This window comes from Streptomyces sp. NPDC052114, assembly GCF_040680155.1.
In the GTDB taxonomy this organism is placed as follows: domain Bacteria; phylum Actinomycetota; class Actinomycetes; order Streptomycetales; family Streptomycetaceae; genus Streptomyces.
In genome coordinates this window covers 60,228-72,027 of sequence record NZ_JBFAWC010000025.1, presented here as the reverse complement: position 1 = coordinate 72,027, position 11,800 = coordinate 60,228, and the positions used below count along the sequence as shown (strand labels likewise).

Sequence of the window (11,800 nt, the reverse complement as noted above, 5' to 3'; positions counted from 1 at the left end):
AACCACTCCTTGCCCCACCTCACCTATGAAGGAGCACCTATGACTGAAGGAGCACCTATGACGATCACCCTCCGTCCGGGAACCACCGTCATGTTCACCGGCGACTCGATCACCGACAGCCAGCGGCTGCGCAGCGAGGACGGCCTCGGGTTCGGCTATCCGCTGCGTATCGCGGGGGAGTGGGCCTTCCGGCACCCGGACCGACCCGTGACCTGGCTGAACACCGGAGTCGGAGGCCACAAGGTGAGTGACCTGGAGGCCCGTTGGCAGACGGACGTGCTCGACGCGCGTCCGGACGTGGTGTCGATCCTCGTCGGCGTCAACGACATGGGCTGGCACACGTTGTCCCCGGACGGCCGCGTGATCCCCGCGGAAGAATTCGCGGCAGGCTACGACCGCCTGCTCGCGCCGCTGGCCGAGGCGGGCACGGAACTGATCCTCGTCGAGCCGTTCCTTCTCCCGATCAGCGGCACCATCGAGGCGGGCGCCGGCCACGCGCTGATCGACACGCAAGTACGGAAGGAATGGCGGGCCGACCTCGATCCGAAGATCCAGGTCGTGCGCGACCTCGCCCGGACGTACGGCGCACTCCTGCTGGCCGCGGACGACATGTTCGCCGGACTCGCCGCGACGACCGGGCCGGAGCACTGGTCCGAGGACGGCGTACACCCCACACCGGCGGGCCATGCCGCGCTCGCGGCGGCCTGGCTGGACCTGGTCGAATGACGCGGCCGCACGGCGAGGGGCATCGGACCGCTCCAGGGGCGTCACGTGGCTTGAGGAACCCGGCACGGTGTGAGCAACACCAGCGGGGCCGAGGTGCCTCGGACTGGTCGTGTGCTGTCTGTTCACGGTTGGAGGAAACGCCCATAAGCTGAGCGGCCTTCACGTCCTGGGGGGTCTCGTGAACGGTCTCCGTGCGGTCCTCGTCTGCCTTGTGCTCGCCTGTGCCGCGGTGCTGTCGCCGACCGCGGCGGCAGCACCGTCCGATGCGGCCAAGCCGCCGCGGTGGTCGGCGCTCCCGGTGCCACCGACGACCTCTCCGGCGACGGTCTCCGATCTCGCCGCCCGCGGACCGCGCGAGGCCTGGGCGACCGGCTACGAGCAGGCCGCCGACGGACCGCGGCCGATGCTGTACCGATGGGACGGCACGGCGTGGAGCCGGGACACGACCTTCCCCGGCGCCGGGGAACCGGGCCGGCTCGGCAAGGTGCAGTTCGTCGGCGACGAGGTGTGGATCTTCCACAACCGCGAGGGGAAGGGAGAGATCCTGCGCCGGTCGTCGGCCGGTTGGACAGTCATCCCCCTGCCCCGAACCCTCTGGGTCTACCAGGACTTCGCGGCGGTGCCGGGCGCCGCCTGGGTGGTCGGTGAGGACGACACCGGACTCACGGTGTTGCACTACGACGGATCCGGCTGGACCACCCAGGCGCCCCCGGACGGCGTGCTGTTCCTGATGGGGATCACCGCGCGTACGGCCACCGACGCCTGGGCCTGGGCGGACCGGAGCACCGGTGGGACCGCGATCCTGCGCTGGGACGGCACGGCGTGGCGGGACGCGGAGGTGCCGCTGCCGCCGAACAGCAACGTACACACGACTCTGCTCGAACCCTCCGGGCGGGTCACGATCGGCGGCAGCCAGTACGTCGACGGCGTCGCAGGCACCTACCTGATGACCTTCAACGGACACACCTGGCGCACCACTCACCCACCGTTGGGCGATACCTACACCGAAGGCATGGTGCGCGGACCCGACGGCGCGCTGTGGCTGCCGATGGTCAGCGACCACGCGTTCCAGTCGAAGTACGCGCGCGTGGACGGCTCCCGCACCACTTTCTCCTACGGCCCGGAACGTACGCACGCGATCGACGTCGGACCGACCGCGCTGACGAGGACCGGTTCCTCACTGCTCTCCTTCGGGACCGTCGAGATCTACGGCTCGAAACCCCACCTCATGAGCGAGCGGCGGGGAGGCTGATCATGGCGCGCAGACTTCTCGTCGCGGCCATCGCCGCCGTTCTGACCCTCATGACCGTCGTGGCTTCCACGGCGGCGGAACCCCGGTCCTGGGACCACGTTCCGGTCCCGTCACAGGTGCGCCCGCAGGCCGGGCTGAACGACGCCGTGGCGTTCGGGCCGGACCGGGCCTGGGCGGTGGGCACCGACGCCGTCGGCCGCCAAGCGCCGGGCTTCCCGCTGCTGCTGCGCTGGGACGGAACCGCGTGGAAGCGCCACGACCTGGCCGGCATCCGCTGGCAGGGAGAGCTGCTGTCCGTCGCCGCGACCTCACCGACCGCGGTCTGGGCGGTCGGCCACGACGCGGCCGGTGGTTCCCACCTGCTGCGCTACGACGGCACCGCCTGGCGCGAGAGCAAGGTGCCGCGCGATGTCGTGCTGGACAAGGCAGTCACCGGCGGCGGTGAGACCTGGCTGATCGGGGCACGGGACGGCGGTCAGGCACTGCTGCGCCGGAACGGGCAGGGCTGGCAGGACATGCCGGTGCCGCCGGGAGCCGTGTACGGCCTGCACGTCCTGTCGGCCGACGACGTCTGGGCCGCGGGCGCGGCCCACTCCAGCGCGGCGGTGTCGCACTGGAACGGCCAGGAGTGGCAGCAGACGAACGTGGACGGTTTCCCGAGGTCGTCCGTGAGCAGCGTGCTGGCGGTCTCGCCGACGGAGGTGTGGGCGGGCGGCTCGGCCGGTTTCGTCGGCGGACCTCCGGGCCGGCCGATCCCGCCCCTGCTCGTCCGCTTCGACGGCCTGTCCTGGAACAAGGTGAGCGTGCCCGCGGACTTCGGCGCGGTCACCTCACTGGCGCCCGGCACCTCCGGTGAGCTGGCCTGGGTCTCGGTGGCCCGCTCCCTGAAGTGGGCCCCACCGGGCGGCAACCCACCGCTCGTCCCCGGCCCGGACTTCCTCGCCTGGAACGGCCGGTCGTTCACCGAGTACAGCGAACCGGCGGTGGCAGGGGAGGGCGACTCCAGGACGCTGCGGCTGATTCCGGTTCCGGGGACGCCGACGGTGTGGTCGGTCGGCCGGGCCGACGGCCCAGAGGGCACGTTCGCGCCGCGCATTCTGCGCTATGGCTGAGTGGCGGGCTTGCTGAGCTCCTGAGGGGATGCGCCCCCGCTCCGACCTCTACGCCTTTACGCCCCTTCGCGCCGGTGACGCGCGCTCTTTACTCCCTCTTTTGGATACGCAGAGTGACTAATATTGCACGCACAGTGCGTATCGGGGCGGTGTGGGCTGGACATCGCCCGGGCGAAGGGAGACCCCACAAGTGGCGTTCATCAAGGCACAGCGCGCGGTATGGGCGGCGGCTCTGGCCGTCTGTGCCGCACTCGGCACCTCGGAGGCGGCGAGCGCCGCGCCTCCCCGAGAGGACTCCATCCAGTGCAACCCGCCGTCGGTGACCGAGGACGGGCATCGGTTCACGATCCGCTGCTACCGAGGCCCGGGCAGCGGCTTCTACGCGAGCGTGAGCGTCTGCGGCCCCGGGAGCTGCACCCGGCAGGGAACCAACGTCGTCCCCTACGGCGAGTACTCGACCGCATGGTCTCCCGGCTACTTCAGTGACCGTCACTACCAGTTGTTCTCCGTGTAGTCACGGCGCTCTCCGCGCAGTTCGAGCCCATCGCAGTTCGAGCCCCATCGCGGTGCGAGTCCTGTCGCGCTGCGAGCCCTGTCGCGGTGCGAAACCCATCCCGGAAGAGAGACCCTCATGATCGGCAAGAAGACGCTCGGCCTGAGCGCCGCGGCCGCCTCGGCGCTGCTGGTGGTCACCAGCGGTACGGCACACGCCGAAGGCGCGTTCATCGCGAAGGCGTACAACCAGAGCATCGTGAACGTGCACTGGGGCGACAGCTGCGACAACGAAGAACTGGCCATCGACATCCCGAACGACGCGCTTCAGGCGACCTTCGAGGGGAATTGGGACGGCCCGAGCGCCCACGTCGACAGAGTCACGTTCATCAACAACACGGACTTCAACCACGGGTTCACCCGCGGCGAGTTCTCCATCGAGGACAACGGCCAGACCCCGACATGGCGCGTCGCGGACATGCCCGGCCACTCCACCCAGACGATCGAACTCAACTACACGTCGGCGGGCACCAAGACGCTCGGATTCACCTACCCCTACATCGGCGCGATGGGCGAGATCGGCAGCTGCAACCTTACGTATGTGGGGGTGGAGCAATGAGCCTGTGCGGTGGCGCGCGCTGACTACGTGATCGCCTCGACGTGGAGGAGCGTCGCGTACGCCGGGTGGTTCCGTTCACCTGCTCAGCGCCGTACTGACGAGGCAGCGCGCTCCCCCCGGTCTCGCTAGCAGGACCCGACTAGCAGGTTCCGTCGGCCTGTTCGGCGCTTGACCGCCTCCCGAGCGAGCGGAAAGCTGACCCGCGCTCTCCTGCGGCAGACCACGATTCTGGGGGCACCGCCGCAGCCTCGCGAGGCAGCGCCGCGGTGAGTGGATCAAGCCGGCAGGGCGACTACGGGCCCGCCACGAGGCGGGTCGTCCGTGACGCGATGCCGTCTCTGGCCGGACCCTCCAGCGGCATGGCGCCTGCTTATGAAGGAGAACCCCATGGGTTCGACGATCGCGGGTCCACAGGCTTCCGGTCGTGACAGCCACGCGCAGTTCGACGATCCGTCCTTCGCGGCCGACTATGCCGCTTCGTATCAGGGCTCGGGGCCCGCTGAACGGTACTTCTCCTCCAGACTCCACGCGGTGGGCGAGATCCTGGATAGCTGCCCCGGTGGCGATCTTCTCGACGTCGGCTGCGGGCCGGGGATGTTCGTCCGGCGTGTGCTCGACACACGCCCCGGCGATTTCCGGATTACCGCCGTCGACCGGGCGCCCGCCATGATCGCGGAGGTATCGGGCCGTACGGCGGACGCCGAGGTCGCCAAGGTCGTCGGGGAGGCGGAGGCGCTGCCGTTCCCGGAGGCGAGTTTCGACGTCGTGGTCGCGATGGGACTGCTGGAGTACTGCGACGCTTCTGTGGTGCTGCGGGAACTCGAACGCGTCGTGCGTCGGGGCGGGCTCGTTCTCGTCACGATGCTGAACCCGCTGAGCCCGTACCGCCTGTTCGAATGGGGGGTGTACTGGCCGTTGCTTCGACTGCTCGGCCACGTCGAGGGCCTGCTCGGCCGGCCCCCGGAGCGCAGGCACGGCGCGCCGAAGTCCGGCATCCGGGCGCTCTCGTCCAGACGGTTGCGGCGACGGATGCGGGAATCCGGGCTCATTCCCGTCGATGTCGTCCACTACGACCTGACGCCCTGCGTCCCGCCGTTCGACCGGCTCGTGAGCCGCTGGACACGTCGGCACGAACGACCGGCGGACACGGCCAGCCAAGGCCGCTGCCGCTGGCCGGGGACGGCCTACGTGGTCGCCGCCACCCGCATCCGATGACCACGTCGCCCAGGTGGGGCGGGGGTCGGACGGCCGCTCCGGCCTCGTTGGGGAGGCTCTGAGCCTACGAACGGCCTCGAGACCCTCATCACTTGGCCAGCCGCCACCCTCATGACCCGTTGCATCACCCGCTGGCCAAGGGCTCTCCGTCACCGCACCAATCGCCCAACGGTGCTCCGAAGAAGGGGAGATCAGAAGGAACTTCTTACCGGTGCCGAAGCAGACCCCGCCATCCCCTCGGGCGGGTCTGCGGGTTTGAATCCGTCGGACCGTTTCGCCGACGTAGCAGCCCAGACCGAACAGGCGAGGTCCGAGGTCAACAGCCAATAGGCCACCATCCACCGCAGTACCAGACCGGCTGTGCTCGGTCATGAATCGCTCGACATCCTGCAGACTGCCAGGGGAGAAGCCCGCTTGGTATGCCGACTGGCTGAGAGCAGAAGCGATCCAATCCGCACTCGCACGCACGTCATCCAGTAGTGAAGTCACCGACAGATCATGCCTACTGCCACTGACAACACCTTGGTCTTCCGCATCCAGTAGTCCCATGGCTTGCGCACAGACAGTCGTGAGGACTCCCGGGACGGGCAGAAGGCGCCGGTTGACGGTAGCGATGCCGAAAGTCGGGAAGAAGCGCGATCCAGGTGCTGTCAGGGATCTCACGGGCGCTGACGAGTTCAATCAGGTCGGCGGCGTCGAAGAACTCGGTGCTGCGCCCGCTGTACTCGAAGCCGACGCAGGGGCTGGAAGCCCCGTCTGGCGCAAAATCCGGCTGGCCATCGAGAAGGACACTCGGACGGCCCGCCTGGTCGTGGCTGTATACGCTGCAACGGTCACCGCGTTGTGCGGGCCTGGGCGACGTGGGTCGATAGCCGTCCGGGACCGGAAGGCGCGTGGGCGTCGGTGGGACCTCCCGCCCGGAGAACTCCCACAGGTCATCCAGAGCCATCCGCTCAGCGAGGAAGTCATCGCCCGGACTGCCGCAAGATCACACCAAACGAAATGGGCTCGAGTACTCCAGTGCGGTTTCGTGATCTATCCAGCGGGCTCGTCGGTGGCCCGTCGTCGGCAGTGGCTGCGTCGGGCTGTTGCCTGGTGGTGTCTGCGCCAGGTGGACCAGCGCAGCAACTTGGCCACTGACAGGGCCGGTGGGTGGAAAGCGGCGGCAAGCAGGTGGCGGTGCCGGTGCCAAGAGGTCCAGTTGCGGACCTGGTAGTGGTCGAGTCCGATCTGGCCCTTGGCGGCCTGGAAGCATTCCTCCACGCTCCACCGGATGCCGGCGACGCGGACCAGTTCGGACAGGGGCACCTGGGCGGGTGACCAGCACAGGTAGAAGGCGAGTTCGCCGGTGGTCCGGCAGCCCGGCGGTGCTCGGGATCGGTGCATCAGGAGTGCTCGGGCAGGTAGAGCCGACGGTCGATCAACGCCCGTCCCCGGCGGGTGGCATAGGCGAGGAACACACCGACCTGGCTGTTCTCGATGCGTCCGGCGGTGCCGGTGTACTGCCGTTGCACGCCCGCCGAGGCGGACCCCTTCTTCACGAAGCCGGTCTCGTCCACGACCAGGACACCGCCGTCGGTGCCGAGGTGTTCGGCGGCATAGGCGCGCAGGTCGTCGCGGACGGCATCGGCGTCCCAGCGGGCGTAGCGCAGCAGGCGCTGCATCGGCCCGGGCCGGGCGTGACCGGCTTGTTCGGCCGGCTGCCAGCAGTTCTTCCGCTCAACGCCCGACAGCAGCCCGAGCAGATAGGCGCGGGCCGTCCTCCGCGGCCCAACCCGCTCGAACCGGCCCGCGATCCGGGCCGTGACCCGGTCGAACATCGCCCACCAGCGGACAGGGTCTACGCTATGGCCCGCAGCCACCGCACGATCTTCAGGAGTCCACACAACCCCCGATGATCACGCGGTGGCCGTACCCGTTCCCGGCCGGGTCCGCGACAAGATCGCGAAGCCAGACTGGAGTCCTAACCCCGAGCGACCTCAGCGGTGTGTGCGGGGGTGTAGCGCTCGCCCTTCACCTGGTCGCCCAGCGGGTCCAGCGCGGCCAGTGCCTCGGCGTCCAGGGTGAGTTCCAGCGCGGTCGCGTTCTGCTCCAGCCGGGCAGGGCTGCGGGTGCCCGGAATGGTCGCCACCGCCACCCCGAGCCGCTCGGTCTGGGCGTACACCCAGGCCAGCGCCACCTGGGCCGGGGTGGCACCCAGCCGGTCGGCCACCTCGCGCACGGTCTGCGCGATCTTCTCGTTGGCCTCGCCCGCCTCGCCGGCGAAGCGGGGGTTGGTGCGCCGGAAGTCCTTCTCGCCCAGTGCGGAGCGGTCCAGGGTGCCGGTCAGGAACCCCCGCCCCAGCGGCGAGTACGGCACCAGCCCGACCCCCAGCTCGGCCATCACCGGGGTGACCGCCTCGACGTCGCGGGTCCACAGCGAGTACTCGCTCTGCACCGCGGTGATCGGGTGCACCGCGTGCGCCCGGCGCAGCAGCTCGCCGTCGACCTCGGACAGGCCCAGATGGCGGACCTTGCCCGCCTCGACCAGCTCGGCCATCGCCCCGACGGTCTCCTCGATCTCCACGTCCTGGGGCGGGCGGTGGGCGTAGTACAGGTCGATCACCTCGACGCCCAGCCGCAGCAGCGAGGCGTCGCAGGAGCGCAGTACGTAGTCCCGGGCACCGCGGATGCGGCGTGCCCGGTCGCCGGCGCTGCGGTCGATGCCGAACTTGGTGGCCAGCTGCACCTGGTCCCGGCGGCCGTGGATGGCCCGGCCCACCAGCACCTCGTTGTGCCCGGTGCCGTAGGCGTCGGCGGTGTCCAGGAACGTGATGCCCAGCTCCAGGGCCCGGTCGATGGTGGCCAGTCCGCCGTCCCAGTCGGCGGCGCCGTAGCTCTCGCTCATCCCCATGCACCCCAGGCCCATCGCGCTGACGGTGAGACCGGGCGAGCCAAGCGTGGTTCGGGTGATCATGCGCTGATACTCCTCCTGCCCGGCGGACCGGGCGGCACCTCGAGGGCTGACGAATGCCTCCGACGCTAGGACTTGGAGCGCGCTCCAAGTCAAGCCGGAGGTCCGGCCCCCGCCGGCGGGTCAGGCGCGGCGGGAGCGGGTGAGGGCGAAGCGGTCCACCGGCAGCAGGTCGCCACAGGGCCCGGACACCGCGTATTTCCCGGCTGTCTTCACCAGTGGGTGCAGCGGCCCAGCGGCCGAACCCGTTCCCAGCAGGGTCAGCGACAAGATCGCGAAGTCAGACTGGAGTACTAGGTTGGGTGCGTGACAGATGACTGGAAGACGGACCGTATAGGAGCCGCGCTGCGCGGTGAGAACCCGACCGTCATGCGGCGTCTCGCCTCGGGCTTCGCGGCGATCGGTGACGTGCAGTTCTTGCCGGGGTACTCGGTTCTCCTGGCGGACGATCCGCGTGCGCGGCGGCTGTCGGATCTTCCGAGGTCGAATCGGCTGACGTTCCTGTCCGACATGGATCTGCTGGGAGAGGCGGTCGAGCGGGCCTGCCGACGCCTCGACCCGGAATTCCGGCGCGTCAACCTGGAGATCCTGGGAAACACGGACCCGTTCCTGCACGCGCATGTCTGGCCTCGATTCGAGTGGGAGCCGACTGAGTTGGTGGGGAAACCTGTGTGGCTGTACCCGCAGGACCGGTGGCGTGACGAGCGGTTCGGGCTGGGGCCGAAGCATGGCCTGATACGGGAGGCGATCGGGAACGAGCTGGATCGGTTGCGGTCAAGGTCCTGACGGAACGGAGAGCGGCGATCAGATATTCGGTTGCCTTCCCGCGCCGGTGGCGGATGCAATGTCCCGCGTGATCACTCAGGCGTGTCCGTCGCGGCGGGACAAGACGAACGGCTGCGGCCGGTCCCAGCCGCTGTGCGCCCCGGGCACGCCGCAGCCGACTCGCCACAGGGGAGACGCCACCGCATGAAGACGCCACCACCGTCCTCTGAAGCGGGGCCGACTGACGGCCCGTCCGTCCGCATCGGCGCTCTCGTCCCGTTGACCCGACCGGGCTGGACCGAGGCCGGTCGGCACCTCCTCGCCGGCCTCGAGCTGGCCGTTCGCGATGTCAACGACACCGGCGGGATCGGCGGGAGGCCCCTCGAACTGGTGGTCCGGGACACCGCGGCCGATCCGCGGAAGGCCGAGGCGGCCGTCGACGAACTGGCCGGCCTGGGCGTGGCCGCGCTGGCGGGGGAGTACCACAGTGTCGTCGCCCGCGCCGCAGCCGCCAGGGCCGACAACTTGAACCTGCCGTTCCTGTGCTCGTCAGCGGTTCTCGACGCGCTCACCGAGCAGCCGACCGACTGGGTCGCGCGCCTGGCCCCGCCGCAGTCCCGCGGCTGGCGGCTCTACGCCGACTTCCTCCGCACGTCAGGCCACAGCCGCATCGCCGTGGCAGCCCAGCCGAGCGTGTACTGGGCGACGGGCACCCGCATCCTGCGGGACCACCTCACGCCTCACGGCGCCACCGTCACCGAACTCGACATGAGCACACTCACGCCCGAGGCCGTGTGCGACGCCCTCGTCGAGCATCGTGCGACCGCTCTGCTCCTTCTGGTCGGCCATCCGGAGCCGGCGGTACCGCTCGTCCGGTCCGTCCGCCGCGACCCGCGCCTCGCCGAAATCCTGATCGGTGCTCCCGCAGGGCAGCCGGAGTTCACCGAATGGGCGACGCTGCTCGGCGCGGACGGCGCGGCGGTCCCGTTCCTGCGTTACCTGCCCCCGCGCTTCACCCCCCTCGGCGCCCGCGTCGAGACCGCCCTCCACGAACGGCTGGACCAGGCCCCCTCCTTCGTCGCCTTCGAGGGCTACGACACGATCACGGTCCTCGCCGACGTACTGCGTACCCACGGCACGACCTGGGCCCGCATCGCCCGGTCCTGGCCGCAGGTGTCCGTCGAAGGGACGCGCGGACAGATCCAGTTCTCCCGCGTGCCGGGCATCGGCGTATGGCAGTGGGGTGCACCACCCCTCCAGATCGTCGACCGCGATCCGGCGGAGCCCGATCGCTTCCGGGTCCTCCACGTCGGCTGAGAGCACACCGCGCCGCGAAGCCCGGACACGATGCTGTGCACCGGCCGGCCTTCGCGTCCCTGCCAACCCGCTGTCAATCCCGAAGCGGCGACAGGAAGTTGGGGAGAAAACTCAGCGTCATCCCTGCCGCGCCGATCCACAGCGTGGTCGTCGCTCCGAGTACGGAACCCAACGCCCCGCCCAGAAGTCCGCCGAGGGGGATCCCGCCCCAGGAGACGAACCGGGCGGTCGCGCTCATACGCCCGAGGAGCCCATCCGGCGTGAGCGCCTGTTGCAGGCTCGACTGAGCCACGACCCGGATGACTCCTCCCAGGGACAGGGCGGCCAGCCCGGCGGCGGCCACGTACATGCTCCATCCCGGTGCGGCCAAGGGCATCAGGGCGGTCAGCGGGCAGGTCGTCAGGGAAGCGAGCCAGATGACCGGGCCCTGCCCGATCCGCCGCGCGACCGCGCCCGCCACCAGCGCCCCGAGCAAGGCGCCACAGCCCATCCCCGACAGAACGAGACCGATACCGAAGGGCTGGAGGCCCATCTCCCGTTCCAGGAAGACCAGGAGCATGGCTTGATACGTCGCCAGGGACACGCTGAAGATGGCGTCGGCCAGCATGATTCCCCTGAGCGCGGGATGCCGGAGGACGAACTGGAGCCCCTCCTTGATCTCCCGCCCCAGCTGCGGGCGCCCGCTCGGCTCCGGCTTCGCCTCGTGCTTGCGGATCGAGAGCGCGAGCAGCCCCGACAGGGCCATCCCGCCCGAACTCGCCAGGAGTGTCGTCGGGGCTCCGACCAGCCCGACCAGCGGACCGGCCGCCGCGGGCCCGCCGATGCTGGTCACCGAGCGTATCGCCGAGAGTTTCGAGTTCCCCTCCACGAGGCTGCCGCGCCCCACCAGATGCGGCAGGTAACTGACGTAGGCGACATCGAAGAAGACCGTCAGGACCCCATGGATCAAGGCGGCGGCGTAGAGCCACCAGATGGTGAGACGGTCCGCCCACCAGGCCAGCGGTATGGCCATCAGGACCAGCGCACGGACAAGATCAGCGGGGACCATGACCGGTCGCTTCCGCATGCGGTCCACCCAGGCACCTGCCGGCAGGCCGACCAGGAGCGATCCGGCCGTGGTCATCGCGGCCAGCAGCCCGACCTGGAACTCGTCACCGTGCAGGGCGGCGATGGCGACGAGGGGCAGGGCCAGAAAGATAATGCGGTCGCCCAGCTGCCCCAGGGCGGTAGCGGCGAACAACAGCCCGAAGTCCCGTTCCTTCAGGAGTCCGAGCCGGGAGGATGAGGACATGAGTGCGGTGACTCCCGATACTGAAGTGACAAAGGGGCGAAACGGCCGTTGGGGCTGA

The 11,800-nt window shown here is 69.7% G+C and carries 10 protein-coding genes and 1 pseudogene; 8 read left to right on the top strand and 3 right to left on the bottom strand.

The genetic code is table 11. The features are described from left to right. The first annotated feature begins 57 nt into the window (after positions 1-57). The 6 genes from AB0L89_RS36945 to AB0L89_RS36920 all read left to right on the top strand — a co-directional run bounded on the left by AB0L89_RS36945 (position 58) and on the right by AB0L89_RS36920 (position 5,416). Entirely contained in the window at positions 58-726 is a 669-nt protein-coding gene (locus tag AB0L89_RS36945; RefSeq protein ID WP_365151560.1) for an SGNH/GDSL hydrolase family protein, read from the top strand. A 178-nt stretch (positions 727-904) separates the two neighbouring features. Beyond that, positions 905-1,978 carry a hypothetical protein gene (locus AB0L89_RS36940; RefSeq protein ID WP_365151558.1) on the top strand — a complete coding sequence of 358 codons (1,074 nt, stop codon included), beginning with the start codon at positions 905-907 and terminating at the stop codon, positions 1,976-1,978. 2 nt (positions 1,979-1,980) lie between these two features. After that, on the top strand, positions 1,981-3,090 hold the full coding sequence (locus tag AB0L89_RS36935; RefSeq protein ID WP_365151556.1) for a hypothetical protein: 1,110 nt from the start codon (positions 1,981-1,983) through the stop codon (positions 3,088-3,090). A 190-nt stretch (positions 3,091-3,280) separates the two neighbouring features. Further along, complete coding sequence (locus AB0L89_RS36930) at positions 3,281-3,604, top strand: hypothetical protein (protein WP_365151554.1); 324 nt, start codon at positions 3,281-3,283, stop codon at positions 3,602-3,604. Between the two features lie 117 nt (positions 3,605-3,721). Then, positions 3,722-4,201: a hypothetical protein gene (locus tag AB0L89_RS36925; RefSeq protein ID WP_365151552.1), complete on the top strand. Its 480-nt coding sequence runs from the start codon at positions 3,722-3,724 to the stop codon at positions 4,199-4,201. 387 nt (positions 4,202-4,588) lie between these two features. Beyond that, positions 4,589-5,416 (top strand): class I SAM-dependent methyltransferase, encoded by an 828-nt coding sequence (locus tag AB0L89_RS36920; RefSeq protein WP_365151550.1) that lies wholly within the window; start codon positions 4,589-4,591, stop codon positions 5,414-5,416. 1,035 nt (positions 5,417-6,451) lie between these two features. Here the strand turns inward: AB0L89_RS36920 and AB0L89_RS36915 are convergent. Together AB0L89_RS36915 and AB0L89_RS36910 are read right to left on the bottom strand one after the other, a co-directional pair. After that, positions 6,452-7,236 (bottom strand): annotated as a pseudogene (locus AB0L89_RS36915) (transposase). Positions 7,237-7,379: 143 nt separating this feature from the next. After that, positions 7,380-8,372, bottom strand: coding sequence for an aldo/keto reductase (locus AB0L89_RS36910; RefSeq protein WP_365151548.1), 993 nt, complete (start codon positions 8,370-8,372; stop codon positions 7,380-7,382). Positions 8,373-8,675: 303 nt separating this feature from the next. On the opposite strand from AB0L89_RS36910, the gene AB0L89_RS36905 reads away from it, so the two are divergent. Together AB0L89_RS36905 and AB0L89_RS36900 are read left to right on the top strand one after the other, a co-directional pair. Further along, positions 8,676-9,155: a diadenosine tetraphosphate hydrolase gene (locus AB0L89_RS36905; RefSeq protein ID WP_365151546.1), complete on the top strand. Its 480-nt coding sequence runs from the start codon at positions 8,676-8,678 to the stop codon at positions 9,153-9,155. Between the two features lie 183 nt (positions 9,156-9,338). After that, positions 9,339-10,451, top strand: coding sequence for an ABC transporter substrate-binding protein (locus tag AB0L89_RS36900; protein ID WP_365151545.1), 1,113 nt, complete (start codon positions 9,339-9,341; stop codon positions 10,449-10,451). 73 nt (positions 10,452-10,524) lie between these two features. On the opposite strand, the gene AB0L89_RS36895 is transcribed toward AB0L89_RS36900, so the two are convergent. Next, positions 10,525-11,742 carry an MFS transporter gene (locus tag AB0L89_RS36895; RefSeq protein ID WP_365151543.1) on the bottom strand — a complete coding sequence of 406 codons (1,218 nt, stop codon included), beginning with the start codon at positions 11,740-11,742 and terminating at the stop codon, positions 10,525-10,527. Between the last annotated feature and the right edge of the window lie 58 nt (positions 11,743-11,800).